Source organism: Lutibacter sp., assembly GCF_041555395.1.
Classification (GTDB): Bacteria; Bacteroidota; Bacteroidia; order Flavobacteriales; family Flavobacteriaceae; genus Lutibacter.
This window is the reverse complement of sequence record NZ_JBFFKM010000005.1, coordinates 24,294-49,269: the sequence shown is the minus strand read 5'-3', so window position 1 is coordinate 49,269 and position 24,976 is coordinate 24,294. Positions and strand designations below refer to the sequence as shown.

Below are 24,976 nucleotides of genomic sequence, written 5' to 3'. Positions count from 1 at the left end.
AATAAAGTTTAATAAAATAATTTTGTTGTTAAGTTTTATTTCATCTCACCATGGACTTACTCGATATAGCCAAAAGAAACACTAAAAAAAACGCACCAATTTACATTAAATTACTGAGTTTATTTTCGGTTGTTAGAGGATATAATATTGCACTTATTGTAATTGCGCAATACCTGGCTTCCATATTTATCTTTTCTCCTGAAAAAACGCTGAAACATGTATTGTTGGATGTTGACCTATATTTTATTGTGCTTTCAACAATTTGCGTGATTGCTTCGGGTTACATCATCAATAATTTTTATGATTTTGAAGCGGATAAAATTAACAGGCCGGTAAAAGCTGCTATTGATTCAATTGTGGCTCAAAAAACAAAATTGCAAATTTACTTTTTGTTGAATTTTTTAGGCTTCATTTTTGCTCTTTTGGTTTCATGGAGAGCGGCATTATTTTTTTCGGTATATATTTTTTTAATTTGGTTTTACTCGCATAAACTTAAGAAATATCCATTGGCTGGATTTTTTTCAGCAGCAATTTTAGCCATTTTACCTTTTTTTGCCGTTTTTGTTTATTATAAAAACTTTTCAGAAATTATTTTTACGCACGCGGCATTTTTACTCTTTATATTATTGATTAGGCAATTAATCAAAGATTTGGAAGGAATAAAAGGCGATTTTATCCATAATTACCAAACAATAGCCGTTAAATACGGCGAGTATTTTACTAAAATTCTTATTACAATTTTGGTGTTATTAACGCTAAACCCAATTTACTTTTTGCTGAAATACCCCGAAATAGGAGGGATGAGATATTATTTTTACATCAGTGTTGTGGTATTGTTCTTGTTTGTGCTTTTTTTATGGTTCAGCAAAAGCAAAAATAATTACACCTTGCTGCATTTTGTAATTAAATTGTTATTGTTTACCGGTGTATTTAGCTTAGCATTAATAGACTACTCAGTCATTATTAATAAAATTCTTTTAAAATAAAATTTATATTCTTCATAATTAGAAGAATATAAATTATTTTTGCAAAAAATTAAAAAAATGAATTCAAGTAAAAACTCGTCGGGAGGACGACACCAAGGTAAAAAAAAACCTCAAACAACTACTTCTAAAAAGTTTGAACCTAAAAAGTTCGACGCCAAAAAGAAACCTTCAGGCAACTTCAGGGACAAACCAGCTTTCAGAAAGGAAAGTTCATTTTCTAAAAAAGAAAGACCAATTTCTAGAGAAGAAAAACCAACACCAAAACCAAAACAAGTTAAGCAGGACAATGAAATAGAAGGTATCCGTTTAAATAAATACATTTCAAACTCGGGCATTTGCTCACGTAGGGAGGCGGATGTTTATATTAAAGCAGGAAGCGCTACCGTAAATGGAAAACTGGTTACCGAAATGGGACACAAAGTTACACTGGGAGATGAGGTTCGTTTCGACGGGTCATTAATAAATCAGGAACAAAAAAGATATGTATTACTGAATAAGCCGAAAAATTATATCACTACGATGGAAGATGATCGCGGACGAAAAACGGTGATGGAATTAATTGCGAATGCCACAAAAGAACGTATTTACCCTGTTGGCCGATTGGATAGAAACACAACTGGATTATTGCTTTTTACGAATGATGGAGAGTTGGCGAAAAAACTGACGCATCCAAAGAGTAATATCCAAAAAATATACCACGCCACATTGGATAAAAAATTGTCAAACAGCGATCTTATAAAAATTTCTGAAGGTTTTATGTTAGATGAAAAACGAGTGATTGTTGATGATATTTCCTATGTTGTCAATCAGCCAAAAACAGAAGTTGGTGTTAAAATACATTCCGGAAGAAACAGAATAGTACGCAGGATATTTGAACATTTTGATTATAGTGTTGTGAAATTAGACCGTGTAATTTTCGCGGGGCTAACAAAAAAAGACTTACCCCGAGGCCATTGGCGGCATTTAACTGAAATGGAATTAAATACCTTAAGGATGCTTTAAGCATAAAAACAAAAAACCAAGATAATTCTTGGTTTTTTGTTTTTTATAGATTTCTTTTCAATATTGACTAAAATAATTTTTTAGTACTGTTATTTTTTTATATTTGACAATATATAGAGAAGTAATCAAATATCCATTTCATTTTTTGAAGTCTAATTATATAACTAATTTGTTATGAAAAGAATAATAGTAGATTATAAAAAATTAACCTCTGAAATCCTTAATTTGTTGGTTGACAAATTTCCGGACGGTTACGGCATTAGAGACATCGTTAGGTTTACAAATCATAAAGGTCAATATGTTGAAGCCGTTGAGGTTTCAGTAGATGACACCATTTACTTAGTTAAAATAAGTGATGAGCTAGCGGATAGTATGGAAAATTTTTATGAAGAAGAGGAAGATGATGTTATAGAAAGAGATTTGGAGATTGATTTAGATTTAAACATAAAAGCGGCTATTGATGATGAAGATGTGGAAATTGAAGAGAATGAGGATGAGGAAATTGAAGAGAATGAGGATGAGGAAATTGATGAAAATAAAGATGAAGATTTTGATGAAGACGATGATGATAAATAAGGATTGGTAATTTTTTGATTTTAGATTTGTAGGTGCTAATTAATGTTGAAAATATTTTATTCCATAAAAAAAACCCTAAACTTTTGTTTAGGGTTTTATGGTGGTGCCTCCAGGAATCGAACCAGGGACACAAGGATTTTCAGTCCTTTGCTCTACCAACTGAGCTAAGGCACCATCGCTTTAGCGGTTGCAAATATAAATTTATTTTTTAGACATATCAAAACAATTTAAAAAAATCTGTTGTATTTTTGAACTCTTTAGGAAATAGCAATGAACTTAATTATAGATGTAGGCAATACAAGAATTAAAAATGCTGTTTTTGATGACGGTAAAATGGTTCACAATGAAAGCCTTAGCAATGAAATTTTTGTTTCTGAAACAATTAAAATTATAAAAAAATACCATTGCACAAACGCAATTATTTCTTCGGTCGGTTCCATAAATAAATCTCAAATAGGCAAATTACGAGCTGAAATAAACTTAATTGAGCTAGATTTTAACACAAAAGTTCCGTTTGTGAACAATTATGCTTCTCCAAAAACCTTGGGTGTCGACAGAATTGCGCTAGTTTCATCAGCAATAGCAAAATATCCAAACAAAAATGTTTTAATAATTGATGCAGGAACCTGTATAACCTTTGATTTCATCAATAATGATGGCAATTATTACGGTGGCGCAATTTCACCAGGATTGCAAATGCGCTATAAAGCGCTACATGCTTTTACTGAAAAATTACCGCTCCTGGAACCTGTGGGAAAATGTGAATTGACAGGAAGTTCGACAGAAACAAGTATACATTCGGGTGTAATTAATGGAGTTATAACTGAAATTGATGGCGTTATTAATCAGTATAGAAAAAAAAATAACGATTTAACAGTTGTTTTAACAGGAGGAGACGTAAATTTCTTGGCAAATAGATTAAAAAATGGCATATTTGCGAATCCTAATTTTTTGTTAGAAGGATTGAACACAATTTTGACTTATAATTTATAATAAATGATTAAAAAAATAATAGTAGTAATAACACTATTTGTATCTATAGTCGGTTTTTCTCAAAAGAACAATACATCAGCTTATTCATTTTTCGGAATTGGAGATAAAAATAACTCAAGCACTGTTGAACAATTAAGTATGGGGGGCGTTGGGGTATCTTTAAATGAAAGTTATCATTTAAATTTTTTAAATCCTGCAGCCAATGCTTCATTGAGTTTTACCACGTATACAATGGCCATAGAAAATCTGAATAATACAGTAAAAGACAGTAACGGTGAACAACGCGCTTCAACAACATACCTTTCTTATTTGGCTTTAGGGTTTCCCATAGGCGAAAATGGAGGAATGACTTTTGGATTATTACCAAATTCTTCGGTGGGGTATTCTTTGACCTCAAATGAATATGACGCCAATAATAATGTTTCAGAAGTAACTGAATATATAGGTGATGGCGGAACAAATAAAGTGTTTTTAAGTTTTGGTTATAAACCTTTCAAAAATTTTAGTATTGGTTTACAAGGAAATTATATTTTTGGAAAAATTGAAAACAGCATCTTAAATCAAGTGAAGGGTGCATCTTTAGGGACAAAATACCAGACCGTTTCAAATATAAAAGGATTAACTTTTAATGGGGGGTTTCAGTATAAAAGAAAATTAAATACTAAATTAGATTTCCTTTTCGGAGGAAATTTTGATTTTAATAATGAAATTGAAGCAACTGGAACTGAGTATTTATATTCAGTTTCTTTAGGCGCATTTGAATCACCCCGTGATACAATTTTGAGCACAGAAAGTACTGGGATTCTAAAATCTCCATTAAAATCAACTATAGGCCTTGGCTTAGGGAAAGAAAACAAATGGTATGCAGGTGTTGATTATAGTTTTCAAAATGCATTGGAATTAAATGGTGGCGTTTTTAATAATTATTCAAAAATTGATTACGATAAATACAGTAAATTAGCGGTAGGAGGTTTTTACACCCCGAAATTTAATTCAATTACAAGTTATTGGGATAGAGTTACCTATAGGGCAGGAGTTAAATTTGAAAACACGGGATTATTGGTTGATGCATCAGGAAAAGGGACCAATTTTACTGCCATTGATGATTTTGGCATATCTTTTGGAGTAGGGTTACCAATGAGTAAGCAACTGTCTAATTTGAATATCGGATTTGAGATTGGAAAAAGAGGACAAACGGCGAACGGCTTAGTGCAAGAAAATTATGTTAATTTCAGATTAGGCCTTTCGTTAAATGACAAATGGTTTAAAAAATTAGAAATATTTTAATTAAAAATTATGACGATGAAACAAATGAGACAAATTTTAGCTGTATTATTATTTATAGTATCATCCCCTGCTGTTTTTTCACAGGCCGATCAAGAATGTATTGTAAAATACAATCTGTTTAAAGGCGATTACAGCGCAGGTAAATATGATATGGCTTATGAAAACTGGCTGTGGACAATGGATAATTGCCCAACACTTACTGTGAATATTTACAAATTGGGTATTAAAATTGCCGAAAATCGTTTAGAAAATGCGACCTCTGAAGCTGATAAAGCCGCTGCAGTTAAACTTGTTGAAAGAGTTTATATACAAAGAATGGAGAATTTTCCTAAAGATTTAGCTAGAGTTTATAGTGACTTTGCAACATTTGAAGATGCTCATGGTGCTTCAGAAGAAGAAGTATTTGGTTTATTGGAAAAATGCTTTAAATCAGATCCTACTGAAATGTCTCCAACCAATATTTATAGATATTTTGACATCATATTAAATAAACATAAAGATACAAACCCACAAATAGTATTTGATACTTATGATGAAGTTGGTGAAGGCATTGAATTAAAAAGAGAAGAATATTCAAAACAATTAGATATTATTAATGCTAAAGATTCCCTAAATTTAAGTGCTAGAGATAAAAGAATCAAAATGGCTATTGATCAAACTTTAAGCAATTTAGAGCTTGTTGAGTCTGGATTAGATGCAAAACTATCTGCAATTTCAACTTGTGAGAACTTAATTCCTTTGAATAAAAAGTATTTTGAAGAAAATAAAAGTGATGCTGTATGGTTAAAAAGAGCTGTTTCCAGAATGTACAATAAAGAATGTACAGACGATCCATTTTATGATGTATTGGTTGAAGCCTATGTTCATGCTGATCCGTCACCTCAAGCTTCTGTATTTTATGCTGGTATCTTAATGAAAAATGGAGAAACCAATAAAGCAATGGAATATTTCAAAAAGGCAATAGATCAGGAAACTGATTCTTACAATAAGGCTAAATATGCATTAAGAGTTGCTGAAATATTAAGAAAAAAAGGAAGATTAGGAGAAGCGAGAAGCTATGCATATAAAACTATTGAATATCAGCCAACAATGGGTAAAGCCTATTTATTGATTGCAAGTATGTACGCCTCAAGTGCCAACTCTTGCGGAACCGATGTGGTTTCAAAAAGAATGGTTTATGTTGCTGCTTTAAATAAAGCATTAAAAGCAAGATCAGTTGACCCAAGTATTAGTTCATTGGCGAATAGATTTATTGCTAACTATTCAGAGAATGTACCAAGTAAAAAAGATTTATTTGTAGCTGGTGTAGAATCAGGGTCCAGACATAAAATTGGTTGTTGGATTAATGAAACAGTTATAGTTCCGTAAATTAGATTTAAAATATTATAATTGATATATTTGTTGAATGACAAAATCAGTTGTTAATAAAATAAAAAGCATTGCTACGGTTTTAATCACAGCAATGTTTTTTTCATGTACAAATGATGTCAAAGAGGTAAGGGATTTTTTGGCCGATAAAAATTTACCTATTGGAGAAGCCTATAAAATTAACCATAAACATACTGATTCCGGACGCGTTGACATTAAAATGAAAGCTCCGGTAATGCTTGATTTCAGTAACAGAGAAAATCATCCTTATAATGAATTTCCAAAGGGAATAAAAATTACCTCCATTGAAAAAAATGGGGATTCTGTTACCGTAGAGGGAGATTACGCTAAGAGTTATAGGAAAACAGAAGTTTCTGAAATAAAAAATAATGTGGTCGTATATAATTATGCCCAAAAAAATAAACTGGTAACCGAACAAATTTATTGGGATCAAAAAACACATTATTTTTTTACCGAGAAAAAATTCGCCTTTTACACCGTAACAGATACTATATTTGGAACCGGATTTGAATCTACAGAAGATTTAAAAACGTGGTGGGTGAAAAATCAGAGTGGCGTAATTAACATTAAAGAATAAAATATAAGATGCAAAACCTTTGGAAAATATTTGAATACGGGTATTTAGTAATAGCCGTTGTATTTAGTGTAGAAACAATACTGAATTGGAATACTGATAGAGAACGTGCGTATATGTTGGCTGGATTTTCAATATTGGCAGTTTTTATGTATTTTTTCAGGAGACGTTTCAGAAAAAAAAGGGAAAAACCGAAAAATAATTAAGTGGAAATACAAATTCCCGTCATATTAATTTCAATACTGCTTTCCGCTTTTTTTTCCGGAATGGAAATCGCCTATATATCAGCCAATAAATTTCAAATAGAACTTCAAAAAAAGAAAGAGGGATTTACTTCAAAAATTGTTGGTAAATTAACTGCTAAATCATCAAAATTTATTACAACCATGTTGGTTGGGAATAATATTTCTCTGGTAATTTACAGTTTCTTTATGGGTGAAATCATTATGGGAAAACTAATCGGTTTCTCATTAAATGATTTCTCAACATTAATAATCCAAACCTTAATTTCAACAATAATAATTTTGGTTACTGCTGAATTTTTGCCAAAAGCAATTTTCAGAATTTATGCCAATGAAATATTTTGGTTTTTTGCGCCTCTGGCTTACTTTTTTTACATTATATTTCATTTCATCTCCGATTTTATTACGGTAATTTCCGATTATTTATTGAAAACGTTTTTTAATACAGCTAATGATGAGAAACAAACTGAATTCAGTAAAGAGGAGCTTGGGAATTACATCACCAAACAATTAGAAAACAGTGATGATTTTGAAGAAGTGGATTCTGAAATTCAAATTTTTCAAAATGCGCTTGATTTTGATACGGTAAAGGCCCGTGAAATCATGATTCCAAGAACCGAAATTGTTGCGGTTGACATTAATGAGGATATTGCCAATTTGAAAGAATTATTTATACAAACGGGATATTCGAAAATTTTGGTTTTTGACGGTTCTTTAGATAATGTTTTGGGTTATTCCATTGCATTTGAATTGTTTAAAAAGCCAAAAGACATCAAATCTATTTTATTGCCGGTTGAATTTGTTCCTGAAAGTATGCTGATAAACAATGTGCTAAACATTTTAATTAAAAAGAAAAGAAGCATATCCGTTGTGCTTGATGAATTTGGCGGAACATCTGGAATCATTTCCATAGAAGATATTGTTGAAGAATTATTCGGTGAAATTATTGATGAACATGATACCGTAGATTTGTTGGAAAATAAAATTAATGATGGGGAATTTGAATTTTCGGCACGATTGGAAGTGGATTATTTAAATGAAACCTATGATTTAAATATTGAAGAAAATGAAGCCTATGAAACTCTGGGGGGATTTGTTGTTTATCATAATGAAGACATACCAAAAGAAGATGAAATTATTGAGATTAACAATTTACATTTTAAAATGTTGAAGGTAGATTCCTCGAAAATTATGGAAGTTTATCTAAAACTTTTAGATAAAGTCGATTAATGGTTTACAACTTCCTGAAATTACTTTTTTTTGTAATTAATAATAATTATTTCACTTTCATAATTAATAACTAAATCGTATTTTCGCACACTGTAATAAAAGAAAACAACTATAGAAATGGCAATTTTATCAAAAATTAGAGATCGTTCAATGTTCCTAATCCTAATTGTAGGTTTAGCGCTTTTTGCATTTGTACTTGATCCGAGTTCAATTCAGCAATTTTTCAGTGCTACTAAAGCGAATTCAATAGGCGAGGTTAATGGAGAAGACATTGACAGAGAGGAGTTTGCGAAACTAGTTGAAAATTATAAATCGCAAAGTGGAGGAAGAGTATCCCAAATGCAGGCCGTAAATGCTGTTTGGAATAATTTGGTTGGTGAAAAAATATTCCAATCTCAATTAGAAGGAGCCGGAATTGTAGTGGGTGAAAAAGATATTTGGGATGCTATGGTGGCATTGCCGGAAATTCAAAATTCTCCGATTTTTAAAAATGAAGCCGGACTTTTTAATGAAGAAAAATTAAAGGAATATATTGCCAATATGAAAGCCGATGCTGAAGCAGGAGAAAGCCAAGCTTGGTTAAATTGGTTAGAAACTGAAAAAAGTATTAAGCAAAATTTAGAACGTCAGGCTTATACTTCTTTGGTGTCTGCCGGTTTAGGTGCTTCATTAAAAGAAGGTGAACGTGATTATTTATACCAAAACACTAAAATTGATGCACAATTTGTTTATGTTCCATATGCAACAATTGACGATAATGCAGCTAAGGTATCAAAAGAAGAAATTCAAGAATATTTGGAAAAAAATTCCAAACGATTTAAGTCTGAAGCTACCCGTTCCATCGATTATGTGAGATTTGATATTGTGCCATCTGAAGCAGATGATGAAGGCGTTAGAAAAGAAGTAACTAATTTTATCAATGACAGAGAGGAATTTAGCAGTGCAGCAAACACTAAAGTTCAAATTACCGGATTAAAAAACGCTCAAAATTATGAAATGTTTTTGAGTGATAATAGATCCGATTTGGCCATTGATAACGGCTATTATTATAAAAATCAATTGCCTGCGGCAGTTTCAGAATCCATTTTTAGTGCTTCTGTTGGTGATGTCGTTGGTCCTTATAAAGAGAATGGCTACTACAAAATTTCAAAAATTATAGATTTTGAGCAGTTGCCTGATTCTGTAAAATCAAGTCATATATTGGTTCCTTATGCTGGAGCGGTAAGATCTACTTCATTAAAAACAAAAGAAGAAGCTAAAAAAACAGCAGACAGTATTTTTGGATTGGTTAAAGCCAACAAAACTAAATATACTGAAATTGCAGATCAAATAAATACTGATGGTACAAAAGGTAAAGGTGGTGATATTGGTTGGACAAGAAAAGATCAAGCTTTTTCTGATTCATTCGATAAAGATTTTGCCAATTTTATTTATAAAAATCCGGTTGGAAGCATAGATGTTGTTGAAACCGCATTTGGTTTTCATATTATCAGAGTAGATGAGCAAAAAAAAGCAGAAATAGGCGTAAAACTTGCTACTTTTGCACGTTTAATAGAGGCATCTGAAGTTACTGAAAATTCTGTTTTTGAAAAAGCAGAAACACTTGCTTCTAATTTGGCAAATGGTGAAAAATTAGAAGATCTTTCGAAAAAAGAAAATTATACCATTCAATCTGCAAAAAGCCTTAAAGTATTGGATGAAAATATTCCGGGTTTAAACATTCAACGTCCAATTGTTATTTGGGCATTTTCCAATGAACAAGAACTTGGAGATTCTAAACGCTTTGACGTTGATGTAAATGGAAAAAGAGGTTATGTTGTGGCTGTTCTTAAAGCTAAATCTGAGAAAGACGGATTGGTGGTTAGTGAAGATATTTTGGAAAAAATCCGCCCTGAGTTAATCAATAAGAAAAAAGCTGAAATTATTAAAGCAAAAATTAAAGGAGCTACTTTAGAAGAAATGGCAAAAAACACCAATACAACGGTTAATGCAGCAGCTAGTGTAACTTTGCTCAACCCGTTATTATCTGGTGTAGGGAATGAACCATCTGTAGTGGGTGCAATGTCTACTATAAAACTAAACGAAGTTTCAAAACCAATAGAAGGTAATAAAGGTGTGTTTGTGGTTAAAGTGGTAAAACGGGATGCTCCTGTGAAATTAGATAATTATGATATGTTTCGTAATAGAATAATAGATAATTTGAAATCGAGATCTTACCAGTTATTTCAAGTATTGGAAGAAACTGCCGATATTAAGGATAATAGAGGTAGCTACTATTAATTGAAAGAAAATATTTAAATAAAAAAAGCGAGCATTAGCTCGCTTTTTTTATTTTATAACTTGAATGATTAGCCATTCATAGAGATTAAAAATTCTTCATTTGAAGTGGTGTATTGAATTTTACTTTTAATGAATTCCATAGCTTCTACAGGGTTCATATCAGCCAAATATTTTCTAAGTATCCACATGCGTTTTACTGTTTTTGGATCTAGTAATAAATCATCTCTACGAGTGCTTGATTTAACAAGGTCAATAGCTGGGTAAATTCTACGGTTGGCAATATTTCTTTCTAATTGAAGCTCCATATTTCCTGTACCTTTAAATTCTTCAAAGATAACTTCATCCATTTTAGAACCTGTCTCGGTTAATGCAGTGGCAATAATAGTTAATGATCCTCCATTTTCTATATTTCTTGCAGCTCCAAAAAATCGTTTTGGTTTGTGCAATGCGTTGGCATCAATACCTCCCGATAAAATTTTACCTGATGCAGGGGCAACAGTATTATAAGCTCTGGCCAAACGTGTGATGGAATCTAATAAAATAACCACATCGTGTCCGCATTCAACCAAGCGTTTTGCTTTTTCTAAAACAATATTGGCAACCCTAACATGTTTTTCAGCCGGTTCATCAAAAGTTGAAGCAACAACTTCTCCTCTTACGCTTCGCTGCATGTCTGTTACCTCTTCAGGTCTTTCATCAATTAAAAGAATAATTTGGTAAACTTCCGGGTGATTTGAAGCAATTGAATTTGCAATATCCTTCAACAACATTGTTTTACCTGTTTTAGGCTGAGAAACAATCATTCCCCTTTGTCCTTTTCCTATCGGACAAAATAAGTCCATAATTCTTGTGGAAAGTGTGCTGTTTTTTCCTGCCAAAGTAAATTTTTCCTGTGGAAATAAAGGTGTTAAATGTTCAAATGAAACACGGTCTCTAACCACATTTGGATTTAATCCGTTTATTTTTGAAACACGAATTAAAGGAAAATATTTTTCTCCTTCTTTTGGAGGTCTAACCACTCCTTTTACAGTATCTCCGGTTTTTAAACCAAACAATTTAACTTGTGATTGGGATAAATAAATATCATCTGGTGATGACAGATAGTTGTAGTCGGATGAACGTAAGAAACCATAACCATCAGGCATCATTTCTAAAACGCCTTCACTTTCAATAATTCCGTCAAATTCATAATCAGGATCTCTAAAGCGGTTTCCCGGTTTGCGCGGTCCTTTTTCTCTTTGTTGGTTCGCTTGCTGGTTTCCTTGTTGATTTCCTTGTTGTTTATGTTGTTTATTCTGCTGTTTAGGCTGATTTTTCTGTACTCTTTCTTGTCCATCACTTGTAGCTTCAACAACATTGCTTTCACTACTTTCGGGCTGACTTTTATTTTCTGTTTTTGGCGCAGGTCTCACCGCTTTTTTAATGGCGACTTTTACTACATCAGTTCTAGTTGCAGGTTTTTCAATGGTTTCAACTACGGTATTTTCAACAGGAGTTGCAGGTGCAATTTTTATAGCTCTTTTAAATGGTTTTTTTTCAGTGGAAACTTGTATTGGTTCTACCGACTCTTCAACCTCTGAATTTTGAATAGGAGCAAAAAGCTCTGGTGCTTTTTCTCGTTTAGGTTGTGAAGTTTTGCTGTTTTTATTCACTTTTGGTGAATTGGCTTTTAAAACGATTCTTTTGCGTCGGGGTTTGTTGTCGTCAGATAAAGCATCATTATTTGTAATTGCTTCAGGAGCAGCGGCTTGAATATCTAGAATTAAATAAACTAAATCCAGTTTTTTTAATTGACTAAACTTCTTTGCTCCAACGGTTTTAGCAATCTCTTGTAATTCAGAAAGAGATTTATCCTTTAGTTCGGAAATTTCAAACATTATGTAAATATGTAATAATTGTTAGTGAATAAATGTTGTTATCTTATTAAATTAAGAATTTCATTTTGAATTAATCTGGGTGGTGATTAGTTTTAGTTGCAGGTCCTGTATTCTATTATGCGGTAGGACATTGCAAATATATAAATTTATTTTATATACTAATCTTTTAATCTTTAAAAATAAAACGTATTTTTGCTGTAATTGGTATAAATATGATTCAAAGAATACAATCTGTATATTTATTAATTGCCACAGTGCTTTCGGGAGGATTCATTTTTCTCGTTAATTTATGGACAACTGAGCAGGGAACTAAATTTTACGCATTGGATTCGTTAAGTTCAGACAATTTGGTATTGGCAAGTGTTTTTATTTTATTCATGGCATCTGCATTACTAACGCTTATTACGATTTTTCAGTTTAAAGAAAGACAACTGCAGTTTGTTTTAGGGCGGTTAACAATTTTGATTAATTTTATTTTAGTAGGAATTCTCGTGTATTTTGCACAAAATTTATCTGGAGAAATTAAAATTTCTGAGAAGGGTATTGGGTTGCTCATTCCGATTTTTACTATTGTTTTTGTGGCTTTAGCCAACAAAGCGATAAAAAAGGATGAAGAACTCGTGAAATCTGTGGACAGATTGCGATAAACCTACAATCTTTGTATATTTAGTGTGCAGAAACCATTTCAATTTACGTTGAAATGGTTTTTTGCTTATAAGAATGTTTGAGAATTGCAGCTAAATTAGCCATAATAAAATTTTGGGCGTTTCCGCTTAAAATGCGGTTGGGCTTTCCGTTATAATCTTTTTTTCGGTGAAAAACCTAAAAAAAGGATTTTCACTTTAATCCCTAACGCTTTTCGAGTTCTATAATTTCTAAATTTGTGATGTTGGATTCATTAATTTCAAACCGAAGCATTGTTCTAACTGTGTGAAATCCGTATTTTCCGGCAGCACCCGGATTCATATGAAGTATGTTTAGTTTTTTATCAAACATCACTTTTAAAATATGGGAATGACCGGTAATAAATAATTTTGGCCTTTTTATGGATAAATCTTCCTTAATTCTCGGGTTATAATTGTTCGGGTAACCGCCAATGTGAGTCATCCAAACCGAAACTTTTTCAATGGTAAATTTGTTGTCTAACGGGAATTCAGCTCTCATCAAAGAATCATCGATGTTTCCATAAACAGCCCGTAATGGTTTTAACTTTTTCAAGGCATCAATCACTTCAAAAGAGCCAATATCGCCAACGTGCCAAACTTCATCAACCTGTTTTACAAACTTTAAAATTTGGTCATCAATATAACTGTGGGTATCAGAAAGCAATAAAATCTTTTTCATTTGGTTGTGAAATTAGTAACTCACAAATATGGCGTATATTTGCAACGGCACAAAAATAACATTTCAATTGAGATATTTTATCAAATTAGCATATAAAGGAACCAACTACCATGGATGGCAAGTGCAGCCCAATGCGATAACGGTTCAGGAATTATTGATCAAATCATTTTCAACGGTTCTAAGAAATCCCGTTGAAATTGTCGGTGCCGGAAGAACTGATGCTGGTGTTCATGCCGAACAATTTTTTGCGCATGTTGATATTGAAAATGAATTTAATGTAAAAGAAATTATTTATAAAATAAATGCTTTGTTGCCAAATGACATCGTTGTTTATGATATTTTTAAAACCACTGAAAATGCCCACGCACGTTTTGATGCCGACAGCAGAAGTTATGAATACCGTCTCTTTTTAGGAAAAAACCCGTTTTTAACTGAAACTGCCTGGCAATTTATTACCACAAAACTTTCGGTTGAAAAAATGAATGAAGCAGCTAAAATTTTAGAAATATATACTAATTTTAAGTGTTTTTCTCGCTCGAATACTGACGTAAGAACATATAATTGTAACATTATGCTTGCTGAATGGAAACAAATTAATCAACTGCTGGTATTTCATATTACTGCCGATCGATTTTTAAGAAATATGGTCAGGGCAATTGTAGGTACTTTAATAGAAATAGGAAAGGGGAAAATGACTTTAGAGGAATTTAAAACAATCATTGAAAGTGAAAACAGGAGCAATGCCGGAGCTTCAGCGCCATCTCAAGGATTATATTTAACACAGGTAACCTATCCAAAAACAATTTTTAACAATGAGCAATAAAGTTACAGGAAAAGCTTTTGACGCAAAAATATTTTATCGCTTATTGGGTTTTTCAAAAAAATACCGATTCCAGTTTTTTATAGGCACTTTTTCGGCGATATTATTGTCGTTGGTTTCAGTTGCCAAGCCTGTTTTATTGCAGGAAATAGTCAATATTTATTTCAAAAATAAGGATAAAGAAGGCGTTTTATACTTCTCATTGTTAATGGTCGTATTTTTAATTGCTGAAGTTTTATTGCAGTTTGTTTTTATTTACAAAGTAAATTGGCTGGGGCAACATATTATTAAAGACATCAGAGTTCAATTAAATAATCATATGTTGCAATTTAAAATGTCGTATTTCGACAATTCTTCTGTTGGAAGATTAGTGACCCGTTTGGTTTCTGACACTGAAACAATCGCGCAATTTTTCGGACAGGGATTGTTTATGATCATCAGTGATTTGTTAAAAATGTTTGTGGTTGCCATTGTGATGTTATGGATGAATTGGAGAATGGCATTAATTGCTTTTATTGTGCTTCCCGTTTTAATTTATGCCACAAAAATATTTCAAATTGCCATAAAATCAGCTTATCAGGAGGTGAGAATTCAAGTCGCGAATTTAAATGGATTTGTTCAGGAGCGTGTTACTGGAATGAAAATTGTGCAGTTATTCAACCATGAAAAAGTGGAATATAACAAATTTGTTAAAATTAACGATTTGCACAAAAAGGCAAATATAAAAACAGTTTGGTACTATTCTATTTTCTTTCCAATAGCTGAAATTTTATCATCAATATCGGTGGGATTGCTGGTTTGGTATGGAGGGTTGGATATTGTGAACTCAGGAACTACAGAAATTGGGCAAATCATCGCATTTATTATGATGGCTCAAATGTTGTTTAGGCCATTGAATCAAATTGCCGATAAATTTAATACGCTACAAATGGGAATGGTTGCTGGCGACAGGGTTTTTGAAGTGTTGGACACTAAAGATCAAATTGTTGAGTCCGGAAATGTGGAAGCAAAAATTTTTAAAGGTGATATCTCTTTTAGAAATGTTCATTTTAGTTATAATGAAGGCGAAGAAGTTTTAAAAGGAATTTCTTTTGATGTAAAAGCGGGAGAAACGGTTGCGATTGTTGGAGCAACTGGAGCAGGAAAATCAACCATCATCAATCTGATCAATCGTTTTTATGAAATTGATAAAGGCGAAATTTGTATTGACAATCAAAATATTTTGGAATACACGTTGCCTTCTTTAAGAAATCAAATCGCCGTTGTTTTACAAGATGTTTTTTTATTTTCCGATTCCATTTTCAACAATATCGTTTTAAGTGACGATTCAATTACTTTAGAACAAGTGGTAGATGCTGCAAAAGAAATAGGAATTCACGAGTTTATTATGAGTTTGCCAAATAATTATCATTATAATGTACGAGAACGAGGAGGAATGTTGTCGACCGGGCAACGACAGTTAATTGCGTTTTTGCGCGCTTATGTGAGCAAACCGAGTATATTAATATTGGATGAAGCTACGTCATCCATAGATTCCTATTCAGAAAAATTGATTCAAGAGGCAACCGATAAAATTACAAGGCACCAAACATCAATAATTATTGCGCACAGGTTAACAACCGTTAAAAAAGCCAACAGAATTATTGTAATGGATAAAGGTAAAATTATGGAACAAGGTTCTCATCTAGAATTGCTTGAGAAAAACGGATATTATAAAACACTTTATGACATGCAATTTGCGAGTGAAGTAGTGTAGTCCTTGTTTAACTGTTTAATTGTGTAATCGTTTAACTGTGTAATTGGCTTATTGTTTATTTGTTAAAAAGTTAAAAGTTTGAAAGTTGAAAATTGCTTATTTCCATTAACTTTTATCTCTATTCTTTTATCGGCTAATTATCTAATTGCCTAATTGTTTTACTTCGGCTTTGCTCAGCAATCCTTATTTATCGAATTATCAAATTGCCTAATTACTTAATTGTTTAATTATCTAATGCCTAATTGGAGGGCTTAGTTAAGATCATATCTAATCTGTTCAATAAGTTCCTGTGTATTATTGTACAACACAAATTCTCCATCTTTTATATAAGAAATTTTTCCTGTTTCTTCAGAAACAATCAAACAAAGCGCATCGGTTTTTTCTGTAATTCCTATAGCTGCTCTGTGGCGTAGCCCAAATCGGGATGGAAGGTTTTTTGCGGAAAGCGGTAACACAATTCTGGTTGCAATAATAAAATTATCCTTAATAATTACCGCACCGTCATGCAGTGGACTGTTTTTGTAGAAAATACTTTCCAATATCGGCTGATTTACTTCTGCATTCATTTTATCGCCGGTATATTTTACAAAATCTAAATTATGTGTTCTTTCCAAAACCAATAAAGCACCTGTTTTTGCTGCGGACATCGATTCACAGGCTTTAACAATGGTTTCTACATCCATCGTAATATGTATTTCACTTTTTAAAAAGCTGATTTGTTTTAAAAAATTTCGTCGGTTCGTAAAATTTGTTGAACCAAGCATCAATAAAAATTTCCGTACTTCAGGCTGAAAAACAATAAGTATGGCAATTGCACCTAAACTTATGAGTGTGCCCAACAATCCGCTAAGCATTTCCATTTGAAGCGCCTGCGTTATTTTCCAGACAATTACAATGAGTCCAATACCAATAAAAATATTTATGGCAACACTTCCTTTTAAAAGTTTGTACACATAGTAAAGCAGCGTAGCAACTAAAACGATATCTAAAATATCAAGAAAATCAAAGTTTAAGAAATCGAGCATTAAATTTGTTTTTGTAAAAATAGGAAAAAAGATGGCATTAAAACAGTTATTCAATCCTGCAAACCTAAACTTTATTTTCGTTAAAAATAAATTCGTTCTGATTTACTAAAATATTTTTGGAGTCAATATCATGAATCATAGTCCTATAAAATAAATAATCCTGATAAAGAATGTTTTGGCTAAAGTTTAAATGCATCATAGGTTGCTTGCCTTCTGAAGAATTTGCTAAAATCGCCAAAAGTGCTGATTTAAAATTAGATTTGTCAATTTTCACATCATTAATCCAAATGTTATTTTGGTAGAAGACTAAATTTATGTTGTTATAATTGATGTAATCGGAGCTATTTTCTTCTATGAAATTTTTCGACAGCAGATTGTCTGTTTTGAAAATTACGCCATCAAATTCTAAAAATGATAGTTTTTTTGAAATAGTGTCTGAATAACTAAAATAATCGTGCATTCCTTTTTCCGAATGCATGGAATTTGCATGTTTATCCTGTAGCTTAATAATTGAAGGGATTATTGCTTTTAAAGGCAAACGTTTATCAATATTATAAATCCAATGTGTGGTACTTATGGTGTTTTTTCTGTTAACAACGGCAATAGTATCTTTATTTTCAATTTCATAAAAAAGCCAAACCTGCGAATGATTGTGTAGTTCCTGAATTCCTTTTTCGGATAAAACCGGAAGTTTCACTTCTTTTTTTGCGCAACTAAAAATTAAAATTAGTAATAGCAGTAACTTTTTCATTGATTACAAATTTAACAATTCAACAATTTTTATAGCTTCAATAGCCTCTTTTACATCATGAACCCTCAGTATGGTTGCTCCGTTTAACAGTGCGATGGTGTTTGCCGCGGTTGTTGCATTCAGGGCATATTCTGCTGTGATATTTAAAGGTTTGTAAAGCATTCCTTTTCTTGACATGCCAACAAGCATTGGCACTTTCAGGTTCTTAAACAGTTCTAAATGTTTTAATAGCTGATAATTATGGTTTATGGTTTTTCCAAAACCAAATCCCACATCAGTAATAATATCATTTACGCCAAGTTTGTGCAATTCGGTAATTTTTTTTGAAAAGTAGTAAAGCACATCGCACACAACATCATTATAAATTGGTTTTTTTTGCATGTTTTGGGGTGTGCCCTGCATATGCATAATAATATAAGGTACTTGAAGTTTGGCAATTACAGGAAACATAGAAGCGTCCATTTCACCGGCTGAAATATCATTAACCATGCAGGCTCCGTTATGAATACTTTGATTGGCAATGTTACTTCTAAAGGTGTCAATTGAAATTAAAACGGAAGGAAATTCACTTGATAAAAGCTTAATTACGGGTAAAACTCTGTTTAATTCTTCTTCTTCTGAAATGTGCTTTGCACCCGGGCGAGAAGAATATGCCCCAACATCAATAAATGTGGCTCCTTCACTGAGCATTTTTTCAACTTGATTAATGAGCAAAGTTTGGTTGTTGTATTTACCGCCGTCAAAAAAAGAATCAGGGGTAATATTTAAAATCCCCATAACTTTTGGAGCAGACAAGTCAATCAAAGTTCCATTGCAATTAATGCTCTTCATTATTTTACCACTTTATCAATTATTTTTGTTATTTCAGGAGCTTTGTAATTAAACATTTGAGAGATTAAATCTTCTACAGATTCACTGATGATTAGCATTTCTTTGTTAGATTGTTTCAAGTAACCTTCCCTTACCATAACATCGAGCTGCAGAATTAAGTAATTGAAAAAGCCGTTGGTGTTTAAAATCCCTACTGGTTTAGTTTCAATACCAAGCTGCCCTAAAGTTAAGGCTTCAAAAATCTCATCTAAAGTCCCGAAACCTCCCGGCAAAGCAATATAACCATCAACCAATTTACTTATTTTCACTTTGCGTTTGCTCATTGTTTTGGTAACAATCATTTCGGTAATACTGGTATGTGCAACTTCTTCGTGACGCAACAATCCGGGAATAACGCCAATTACTTCTCCATTTTTTTCAATAATGGTGTCGGCCAAAACCCCCATCATTCCAATTTTTCCGCCTCCGTAAACAAGACCAATATTATATTCAATAAAATGATTTCCTAGTTTGATGGCTTCGTTTCTGTAAGCCTCATTAAATCCAATACTTGAACCACAAAAAACCGCTACTTTTTTCATCTAAATATTAATTTGTGACCTATTAATTTATGCTTTATTTATATCAGCAGGCAAAGGTCTTGGGTTATAAATGTCCGTTATGGACTTTCATTGGTAAAAATTGATTTTTATTCTTTAAATTTGTTTGAAATTTACGGAAATAATTAAAGGTATATGCAACAAACTTCAAAACAATATGATGCGGTCATTGAAAAATGCCGTTCCTTATATATTAATAAGTTAAAAGATTATGGAAGTGCTTGGCGCATATTACGATTACCTTCTTTAACAGATCAAATTTTTATTAAAGCGCAGCGTATTCGTCAACTTCAGGAAAATATAACACGAAAAGTGGATGAAGGAGAAGTTTCGGAGTTTGTGGGTATTGTCAATTATTCGGTCATGGCTTTAATTCAACTGGAAAATGGCGTAGCGGAACAACCGGATTTATCCGCTGAAGAAGCCATACAATTATACGATAAACATGTTGCAATTACCAAAAAATTGATGGAAGACAAAAACCATGATTATGGCGAGGCGTGGCGTGACATGCGTGTAAGTTCTCTTACAGATTTAATTCTGCAAAAACTATTGCGCGTTAAACAAATTGAAGATAATAAAGGAAAAACCATTGTTTCTGAAGGAATTGATGCCAATTATCAAGACATAATCAATTATGCCGTTTTTGCTTTAGTTCACCTTAAAGAATCTTAATAATATGAAATTACTGACCTTAGTTATTAGACTCATTGTTTCTTTTACCTTTATCTTTTCAGGCTTTGTAAAATTAGTGGATCCTTTGGGGTCTTCCTATAAATTTCAGGAATATTTTAGTTCGGATGTGTTAAATCTTGAATTTTTGATCCCTTATGCTTTGCCTTTTTCCATTATCTTGATTATCGCAGAATTGATGTTAGGTGTGATGTTGTTGTTAGGTTATTTGCCAAAGTTCACAGTGTGGAGTTTGTTTTTTATGATGCTTATATTCTTGTTTTTAACTTGGTATTCTGCATATTTTGATAAAGTGCTCGATTGTGGTTGTTTTGGAGACGCGCTTAAATTAACGCCTTGGGCAACGTTTTATAAAAACGTAGCGTTGTTGGCTTTTATTTTAATATTACTTTTTACAACAAAATATATTAGTCCGTTGATACATCTTAATTTTGCGAAATGGACTGCCTTTTTATCGTTTTTAGCCTTCTTTTATGTAACCTATCATGTATTGGTGCATTTGCCGATCATCGACTTTCGGCCTTATGCCATTGGTAAAAATATTCCTGATGGAATGAAAGCTATAGGCGCCGAATTACCGCCGATTCACGATTTTTATTTAGAAAGCAATGAGGGACTAAATGTAACTGATGAGGTTTTAAAAGAAGATAAAATGATGCTTATTGTATCTTATAATCTGGATAAAAGCGACAGGAGAGGGTTTTCGAAAATAAAGAATGTAACCGACAAAGCTTTAAAATTTGGTTATAAAGTTTATTTGTTATCGGCTTCTTTAGAAGATGATTTTATCGACATTAAAGACGAATTTGATTTGAACTTCGATATGTTGTTTTGTGACGAAACCACTTTAAAAACAATTATTAGGGCAAATCCTGGAATTGTGATGCTTAATAAAGGCATAGTAACCGGTAAATGGAATTGGGTTGATGCGGAAGATGTATTTGACAAATAAGAATTAAAAATTAAAATAATTAAAGTAATAGCGATTAGCTTCCAACTTTTAACTTTTAAATTATAAAAAACAACTAAAGACTTTTTTGAGTTTTTAAGTTGTTTTTTTAGTTTATATATTTTTCAAAGCTCTTTTAACCGGTATTTTTTTGGCTTAATAAGCTTGAAATCGCCTCCTTTTTATTATAAAAATTATTATTGGCATTGATACCCCCTAAAATTTTGGGGTGTAAAACCATATTTTCTTTATTCAAGAACGTCAACCCTTAAAAATATAGGGTATAATTAATAAAAAATACTATAAAAACTTTAACAGGCTATAAAAAAATAGGGTATAAATAAAAATATTCGTAAAAATGACAGTTGTACCCCTAAAAAATTAGGGGGTAAGAAAATATATATATATTTTTGACCCGAAATCAACTATTAAAATCATTTTATATGAAGAAAATTGAAGCAATTATCAGAAAGTCAAAATTTGATGAAGTAAAGGAAGCTCTGCATCAAATTGAAGTCAACTTTTTTAGTTACTGGGATGTAACCGGAGTTGGCAATGAAAAAGAGGGGCATGTTTATCGGGGCGTAAGTTATAGTACTTCAGACATACAGCGCAGATTTTTGTCGATTGTTGTTTCTGATCCGTTTTTAGAAAGAACTGTTGCGGCTATCCTAAAAGCTGCTTTTACAGGAACTGTCGGGGATGGTAAAATATTTGTCTCGGATGTAGAGGGGGCATATAGAATAAGAACAAAGGAAAGAGGGGCTGACGCTTTAAAATAAAATCAATTAACAAAAAATATATATTATGGATACGAACGCTGTATTAGACTTAATGTGGATTGTGGTCTGCGGAATCTTAGTGTTTTTTATGCAAGCTGGATTTACACTTGTAGAAACTGGATTTACCAGATCAAAAAATGCTGGGAATATAATAATGAAAAATTTAATGGATTTGTGTATTGGTAGTCTTGGGTTCTGGGCTATTGGTTATACAATCATGTATGGAGATTCAATTGGTACTTTTATAGGAAGTCCTTCTTTGTTTTTCTCGGATTCTGAAAACATGCATAATTTATTCTTTCAAACAGTATTTGCCGCAACCGCTGCAACAATTGTTTCTGGGGCTATTGCTGGAAGAACAAAATTTACAACTTACCTTATCTTTTCGGTAGTAATGACTGTAATTATTTATCCAATCTCAGGTCATTGGGTTTGGCAAGGTGACGGTTGGTTGACAGAACTTGGTTTTATTGACTTTGCAGGTTCAACAGTGGTACATTCTGTTGGTGGATGGGCTGCATTAATTGCTGCTATCTTAGTAGGTCCAAGACTTGGAAAATATACAAATGGAAAATCAAATGCAATACCGGGGCATAACTTACTAATTGGCGCTTTAGGTATATTCATTTTGTGGTTAGGTTGGTTTGGTTTTAATGCAGGCTCTCAGTTAGCAATCTCTGGAGATAATGCTAATGCTGTTGCGGGCATTTTAATAACTACTAACCTTGCCGCTGCGGCTGCCGCAATAGCAGCAATGTTTGTGTCCTGGGGCTTATACGGAAAACCTGATATTTCAATGACTTTAAACGGTGCTTTAGCCGGTTTGGTTGCAATAACTGCTGGTTGTGCTGCAGTTAGTCCAATTGGTGCTGCTATTATAGGTGTTATTGCGGGTGTTGTGATTGTATTTTCTATTGAGTTTATCGATAAAAAATTAAAAGTTGATGATCCAGTTGGGGCGATATCTGTTCATGGTGTGTGTGGTGCTCTTGGAACTTTGTTAGTAGGTGTGTTTGCTACAGATGGAGGTTTGTTGTATGGTGGCGGATTTGATCAGTTGGGAGTTCAAGCTATTGGCGTATTAGCGATAGGTGTATGGGCGATAGTGACTTCATTTGTTGTTTTATACATATTAAAGAAAATAATAGGATTAAGAGTTTCTAAAGAAGAAGAAGTGGATGGGTTGGATATTCACGAGCACAAATCTAATGTGTATAATTAATTAAGAGTAAAAAACATTAATTCAAATAAAAACAAGAATAAAACTAAAAGTATGAAAACAATTAAAAAACTAGTATTGATTTTAATCGCAATATTTTCAATTAATGCGATAAATGCACAGGAAGAAGAAGTAAAAGATAAGAAGCTTCAGATTCAAGGTTCAATAGACGCTTACTATCAAACAAATTTAAGTGCTCCAGATAATGTAGATCAATCATTTGGAACTTCTTTTGCGAATGAATTAGGATTTGCTTTAGGGATGGCAAATGTAATCGTTTCTTATGATGGAGAAAAAACAGGTGTAGTTGCTGATTTGGCTTTTGGTCCACGTGGTGATGATGCGGTAGGAGGTTATAATATTAACCAGTTGTATGCTTATTTGAATGTTTCAGAGTCTACAACTTTCACCGCAGGTAGGTTTAACACTTATTTAGGGTATGAAGTTATTTCGCCAATTGGGAATTTCAACTATAGTACTTCGTATTTATTTTCAAGTGGCCCATTTTCTCACGTTGGTTTAAAAGCGGATATTGCATTGTCTGAAGATTTTAGCTTAATGTTAGCGTTTATGAATGTTACGGATGTGAATAATAATTTAACAGGTGCGTATTCTGGTGGTGCTCAATTAGGTTATAAAGGACAGTATTTAAACTTGTATTATGATGATGGTGAAGCGCTAGGTTTTGAAATTGATTATACAGGTGGTTTCGATATTACAGACTCTTTTTTCATAGGAATCAATGCAGCGTATGCGGATAACGATGGTGATGGATTTTACGGAGCAGCGTTATATCCTCAGTTGTCAACTTCAGATAGTTTTGCAATAGGATTAAGAGGTGAATATTTCGCAACTATGGAAGACGGGGTTAGTGATGATTCTAGTGTTTTTGCTGCAACACTGACAGGAAGTTATACAGTAGAAAACCTTACAATTAAGCCTGAATTAAGATTAGATACTTGGGGAGATGCTAAACCATATATGGATTCTGATGGAATGCCAAAAGATAATTTATCTAGTTTCTTAATTGCGGCAATATATTCGTTCTAAAAAATGAAACAATTATTAGAAAATAAAAATTTGATTACGTAAAATAAGCCTTGCATCAAATTGAAGTCAATTTTTATAGTTAATGTGAGGTAGCCAGTGTTGGAAACGAAATATACGCAAACACAAGGCAGTTGTGATTTCTTTATAAAAAAGAATAGTTATTGGTTAATTATTATATTAGGTTTTGCCTGTCCGGTATTGTAAAATTTAACTGGGCAGGCTTTGTTTTTTAACTTAATATCTATGTTACCATATAAAAAATAGGGTATGAATGAATTAATAGTTATATTATTGTGTTTATACCCATATAAAATTAGGAGGTATAAAAAATAATATATATTTTTGACCAGAAACAAAATACAAAATCATTTTATTATGAAGAAAATTGAAGCAATTATCAGAAAATCAAAATTTGATGACGTAAAAGAGGCCTTGCATCAAATTGAAGTCAATTTTTTTAGTTACTGGGATGTAACTGGGGTAGGAAATGAAAAAGAGGGACATGTATACAGAGGCGTCAGTTATAATACTTCAGATATTCAACGACGGTTTTTATCAATAGTAGTTTCAGACCCTTTTTTGGACAGGACAGTGGAAGCAATTTTAAAAACAGCTTTTACCGGAATTGTTGGTGATGGTAAAATATTTGTTTCAAATGTGGAGGAAGCTTATAGAATTAGAACGAAAGAAGCAGGTTCAGACTCCTTAAAATAAAAATCAC

General features: G+C 32.5%; 24 protein-coding genes and 1 tRNA gene. 18 read left to right on the top strand and 7 right to left on the bottom strand.

Features of this window, described 5'->3' with window-relative positions; translation table 11 throughout:
- Nucleotides 1-50 precede the first annotated feature (50 nt).
- From ABY285_RS02410 to ABY285_RS02400, 3 genes are all read left to right on the top strand, one after another.
- A complete protein-coding gene (locus ABY285_RS02410) occupies nucleotides 51-986 on the top strand; it encodes a geranylgeranylglycerol-phosphate geranylgeranyltransferase (RefSeq protein WP_372766645.1) in 936 nt (311 codons plus the stop codon).
- Nucleotides 987-1,043: 57 nt separating this feature from the next.
- Entirely contained in the window at nucleotides 1,044-1,988 is a 945-nt protein-coding gene (locus ABY285_RS02405; RefSeq protein WP_372766643.1) for a pseudouridine synthase, read from the top strand.
- Nucleotides 1,989-2,162: 174 nt separating this feature from the next.
- Nucleotides 2,163-2,564 (top strand): DNA primase, encoded by a 402-nt coding sequence (locus ABY285_RS02400; RefSeq protein ID WP_372766641.1) that lies wholly within the window; start codon nucleotides 2,163-2,165, stop codon nucleotides 2,562-2,564.
- A gap of 98 nt (nucleotides 2,565-2,662) precedes the next feature.
- On the opposite strand, the gene ABY285_RS02395 is transcribed toward ABY285_RS02400, so the two are convergent.
- A tRNA-Phe gene (locus ABY285_RS02395) sits at nucleotides 2,663-2,738 on the bottom strand.
- Between the two features lie 96 nt (nucleotides 2,739-2,834).
- On the opposite strand from ABY285_RS02395, the gene ABY285_RS02390 reads away from it, so the two are divergent.
- The 6 genes from ABY285_RS02390 (at nucleotide 2,835) to ABY285_RS02365 (ending at nucleotide 10,559) form a co-directional block, all read left to right on the top strand.
- Entirely contained in the window at nucleotides 2,835-3,557 is a 723-nt protein-coding gene (locus tag ABY285_RS02390) for a type III pantothenate kinase (RefSeq protein ID WP_372766639.1), read from the top strand.
- 3 nt (nucleotides 3,558-3,560) lie between these two features.
- A complete protein-coding gene (locus ABY285_RS02385; RefSeq protein ID WP_372766637.1) occupies nucleotides 3,561-4,844 on the top strand; it encodes a hypothetical protein in 1,284 nt (427 codons plus the stop codon).
- A 15-nt stretch (nucleotides 4,845-4,859) separates the two neighbouring features.
- Nucleotides 4,860-6,212 (top strand): tetratricopeptide repeat protein, encoded by a 1,353-nt coding sequence (locus ABY285_RS02380; RefSeq protein WP_372766635.1) that lies wholly within the window; start codon nucleotides 4,860-4,862, stop codon nucleotides 6,210-6,212.
- A 37-nt stretch (nucleotides 6,213-6,249) separates the two neighbouring features.
- Nucleotides 6,250-6,810 (top strand): LPS export ABC transporter periplasmic protein LptC, encoded by a 561-nt coding sequence (lptC, locus tag ABY285_RS02375; protein WP_372766633.1) that lies wholly within the window; start codon nucleotides 6,250-6,252, stop codon nucleotides 6,808-6,810.
- 203 nt (nucleotides 6,811-7,013) lie between these two features.
- Nucleotides 7,014-8,279 carry a hemolysin family protein gene (locus ABY285_RS02370; RefSeq protein WP_372766631.1) on the top strand — a complete coding sequence of 422 codons (1,266 nt, stop codon included), beginning with the start codon at nucleotides 7,014-7,016 and terminating at the stop codon, nucleotides 8,277-8,279.
- A gap of 117 nt (nucleotides 8,280-8,396) precedes the next feature.
- Complete coding sequence (locus tag ABY285_RS02365; RefSeq protein WP_372766629.1) at nucleotides 8,397-10,559, top strand: peptidylprolyl isomerase; 2,163 nt, start codon at nucleotides 8,397-8,399, stop codon at nucleotides 10,557-10,559.
- A 68-nt stretch (nucleotides 10,560-10,627) separates the two neighbouring features.
- Here ABY285_RS02365 and rho read toward each other — a convergent pair whose 3' ends face one another.
- Nucleotides 10,628-12,436, bottom strand: a complete 1,809-nt coding sequence (gene rho / locus ABY285_RS02360) for a transcription termination factor Rho (protein WP_372766627.1) — start codon at nucleotides 12,434-12,436, stop codon at nucleotides 10,628-10,630.
- A gap of 212 nt (nucleotides 12,437-12,648) precedes the next feature.
- Between rho and ABY285_RS02355 the strand changes: the two genes are divergently transcribed.
- A complete protein-coding gene (locus ABY285_RS02355; protein ID WP_372766625.1) occupies nucleotides 12,649-13,083 on the top strand; it encodes a DUF4293 domain-containing protein in 435 nt (144 codons plus the stop codon).
- A gap of 202 nt (nucleotides 13,084-13,285) precedes the next feature.
- On the opposite strand, the gene ABY285_RS02350 is transcribed toward ABY285_RS02355, so the two are convergent.
- On the bottom strand, nucleotides 13,286-13,780 hold the full coding sequence (locus tag ABY285_RS02350; RefSeq protein ID WP_372766623.1) for a metallophosphoesterase: 495 nt from the start codon (nucleotides 13,778-13,780) through the stop codon (nucleotides 13,286-13,288).
- Between the two features lie 28 nt (nucleotides 13,781-13,808).
- Here ABY285_RS02350 and truA point away from each other — a divergent pair, with 28 nt between their 5' ends.
- The gene (gene truA, locus ABY285_RS02345) at nucleotides 13,809-14,603 is read left to right on the top strand and encodes a tRNA pseudouridine(38-40) synthase TruA (protein ID WP_372766621.1); all 795 of its coding nucleotides are present in this window, start codon (nucleotides 13,809-13,811) and stop codon (nucleotides 14,601-14,603) included.
- The gene (locus ABY285_RS02340) at nucleotides 14,593-16,356 is read left to right on the top strand and encodes an ABC transporter ATP-binding protein (protein ID WP_372766619.1); all 1,764 of its coding nucleotides are present in this window, start codon (nucleotides 14,593-14,595) and stop codon (nucleotides 16,354-16,356) included. Before truA ends, ABY285_RS02340 begins: the two co-directional genes overlap by 11 nt.
- A gap of 251 nt (nucleotides 16,357-16,607) precedes the next feature.
- Here the strand turns inward: ABY285_RS02340 and cdaA are convergent, their stop codons facing one another.
- The 4 genes from cdaA to ABY285_RS02320 form a co-directional block, all read right to left on the bottom strand.
- Nucleotides 16,608-17,381 carry a diadenylate cyclase CdaA gene (gene cdaA / locus ABY285_RS02335; protein WP_372766617.1) on the bottom strand — a complete coding sequence of 258 codons (774 nt, stop codon included), beginning with the start codon at nucleotides 17,379-17,381 and terminating at the stop codon, nucleotides 16,608-16,610.
- 64 nt (nucleotides 17,382-17,445) lie between these two features.
- Nucleotides 17,446-18,132, bottom strand: a complete 687-nt coding sequence (locus ABY285_RS02330; RefSeq protein WP_372766615.1) for a hypothetical protein — start codon at nucleotides 18,130-18,132, stop codon at nucleotides 17,446-17,448.
- A gap of 3 nt (nucleotides 18,133-18,135) precedes the next feature.
- On the bottom strand, nucleotides 18,136-18,963 hold the full coding sequence (gene folP, locus ABY285_RS02325; RefSeq protein ID WP_372766613.1) for a dihydropteroate synthase: 828 nt from the start codon (nucleotides 18,961-18,963) through the stop codon (nucleotides 18,136-18,138).
- On the bottom strand, nucleotides 18,963-19,544 hold the full coding sequence (locus tag ABY285_RS02320) for a TIGR00730 family Rossman fold protein (protein WP_372766611.1): 582 nt from the start codon (nucleotides 19,542-19,544) through the stop codon (nucleotides 18,963-18,965). Before ABY285_RS02320 ends, folP begins: the two co-directional genes overlap by 1 nt.
- A 153-nt stretch (nucleotides 19,545-19,697) precedes the next feature.
- On the opposite strand from ABY285_RS02320, the gene ABY285_RS02315 reads away from it, so the two are divergent.
- From ABY285_RS02315 to ABY285_RS02290, 6 genes are all read left to right on the top strand, one after another.
- Nucleotides 19,698-20,237 carry a DUF1599 domain-containing protein gene (locus ABY285_RS02315; RefSeq protein ID WP_372766609.1) on the top strand — a complete coding sequence of 180 codons (540 nt, stop codon included), beginning with the start codon at nucleotides 19,698-19,700 and terminating at the stop codon, nucleotides 20,235-20,237.
- Between the two features lie 4 nt (nucleotides 20,238-20,241).
- On the top strand, nucleotides 20,242-21,207 hold the full coding sequence (locus tag ABY285_RS02310) for a MauE/DoxX family redox-associated membrane protein (protein ID WP_372766607.1): 966 nt from the start codon (nucleotides 20,242-20,244) through the stop codon (nucleotides 21,205-21,207).
- 440 nt (nucleotides 21,208-21,647) lie between these two features.
- Nucleotides 21,648-21,986 (top strand): P-II family nitrogen regulator, encoded by a 339-nt coding sequence (locus ABY285_RS02305; protein ID WP_372766605.1) that lies wholly within the window; start codon nucleotides 21,648-21,650, stop codon nucleotides 21,984-21,986.
- Nucleotides 21,987-22,011: 25 nt separating this feature from the next.
- The gene (locus tag ABY285_RS02300; protein ID WP_372766603.1) at nucleotides 22,012-23,208 is read left to right on the top strand and encodes an ammonium transporter; all 1,197 of its coding nucleotides are present in this window, start codon (nucleotides 22,012-22,014) and stop codon (nucleotides 23,206-23,208) included.
- Between the two features lie 51 nt (nucleotides 23,209-23,259).
- The gene (locus ABY285_RS02295) at nucleotides 23,260-24,255 is read left to right on the top strand and encodes an outer membrane beta-barrel protein (RefSeq protein WP_372766601.1); all 996 of its coding nucleotides are present in this window, start codon (nucleotides 23,260-23,262) and stop codon (nucleotides 24,253-24,255) included.
- Between the two features lie 375 nt (nucleotides 24,256-24,630).
- Nucleotides 24,631-24,969, top strand: coding sequence for a P-II family nitrogen regulator (locus ABY285_RS02290; protein ID WP_372766599.1), 339 nt, complete (start codon nucleotides 24,631-24,633; stop codon nucleotides 24,967-24,969).
- Nucleotides 24,970-24,976: the final 7 nt, after the last annotated feature.

Bases quoted from the DNA above. Each gene is read 5' to 3' on its own strand.
- ABY285_RS02295 (WP_372766601.1), top strand. From the start codon at position 23,260: ATGAAAACAATTAAAAAACTAGTATTGATTTTAATCGCAATATTTTCA.
- ABY285_RS02350 (WP_372766623.1), bottom strand. From the start codon at position 13,780: ATGAAAAAGATTTTATTGCTTTCTGATACCCACAGTTATATTGATGAC.
- cdaA (WP_372766617.1), bottom strand. From the start codon at position 17,381: ATGCTCGATTTCTTAAACTTTGATTTTCTTGATATTTTAGATATCGTT.
- ABY285_RS02300 (WP_372766603.1), top strand. From the start codon at position 22,012: ATGGATACGAACGCTGTATTAGACTTAATGTGGATTGTGGTCTGCGGA.
- ABY285_RS02315 (WP_372766609.1), top strand. From the start codon at position 19,698: ATGCAACAAACTTCAAAACAATATGATGCGGTCATTGAAAAATGCCGT.
- truA (WP_372766621.1), top strand. From the start codon at position 13,809: ATGGCGTATATTTGCAACGGCACAAAAATAACATTTCAATTGAGATAT.
- ABY285_RS02380 (WP_372766635.1), top strand. From the start codon at position 4,860: ATGAAACAAATGAGACAAATTTTAGCTGTATTATTATTTATAGTATCA.
- lptC (WP_372766633.1), top strand. From the start codon at position 6,250: ATGACAAAATCAGTTGTTAATAAAATAAAAAGCATTGCTACGGTTTTA.
- ABY285_RS02385 (WP_372766637.1), top strand. From the start codon at position 3,561: ATGATTAAAAAAATAATAGTAGTAATAACACTATTTGTATCTATAGTC.
- ABY285_RS02405 (WP_372766643.1), top strand. From the start codon at position 1,044: ATGAATTCAAGTAAAAACTCGTCGGGAGGACGACACCAAGGTAAAAAA.
- ABY285_RS02365 (WP_372766629.1), top strand. From the start codon at position 8,397: ATGGCAATTTTATCAAAAATTAGAGATCGTTCAATGTTCCTAATCCTA.
- ABY285_RS02310 (WP_372766607.1), top strand. From the start codon at position 20,242: ATGAAATTACTGACCTTAGTTATTAGACTCATTGTTTCTTTTACCTTT.
- ABY285_RS02330 (WP_372766615.1), bottom strand. From the start codon at position 18,132: ATGAAAAAGTTACTGCTATTACTAATTTTAATTTTTAGTTGCGCAAAA.
- folP (WP_372766613.1), bottom strand. From the start codon at position 18,963: ATGAAGAGCATTAATTGCAATGGAACTTTGATTGACTTGTCTGCTCCA.
- ABY285_RS02290 (WP_372766599.1), top strand. From the start codon at position 24,631: ATGAAGAAAATTGAAGCAATTATCAGAAAATCAAAATTTGATGACGTA.
- ABY285_RS02410 (WP_372766645.1), top strand. From the start codon at position 51: ATGGACTTACTCGATATAGCCAAAAGAAACACTAAAAAAAACGCACCA.
- ABY285_RS02340 (WP_372766619.1), top strand. From the start codon at position 14,593: ATGAGCAATAAAGTTACAGGAAAAGCTTTTGACGCAAAAATATTTTAT.
- ABY285_RS02305 (WP_372766605.1), top strand. From the start codon at position 21,648: ATGAAGAAAATTGAAGCAATTATCAGAAAGTCAAAATTTGATGAAGTA.
- ABY285_RS02320 (WP_372766611.1), bottom strand. From the start codon at position 19,544: ATGAAAAAAGTAGCGGTTTTTTGTGGTTCAAGTATTGGATTTAATGAG.
- ABY285_RS02400 (WP_372766641.1), top strand. From the start codon at position 2,163: ATGAAAAGAATAATAGTAGATTATAAAAAATTAACCTCTGAAATCCTT.
- rho (WP_372766627.1), bottom strand. From the start codon at position 12,436: ATGTTTGAAATTTCCGAACTAAAGGATAAATCTCTTTCTGAATTACAA.
- ABY285_RS02355 (WP_372766625.1), top strand. From the start codon at position 12,649: ATGATTCAAAGAATACAATCTGTATATTTATTAATTGCCACAGTGCTT.
- ABY285_RS02390 (WP_372766639.1), top strand. From the start codon at position 2,835: ATGAACTTAATTATAGATGTAGGCAATACAAGAATTAAAAATGCTGTT.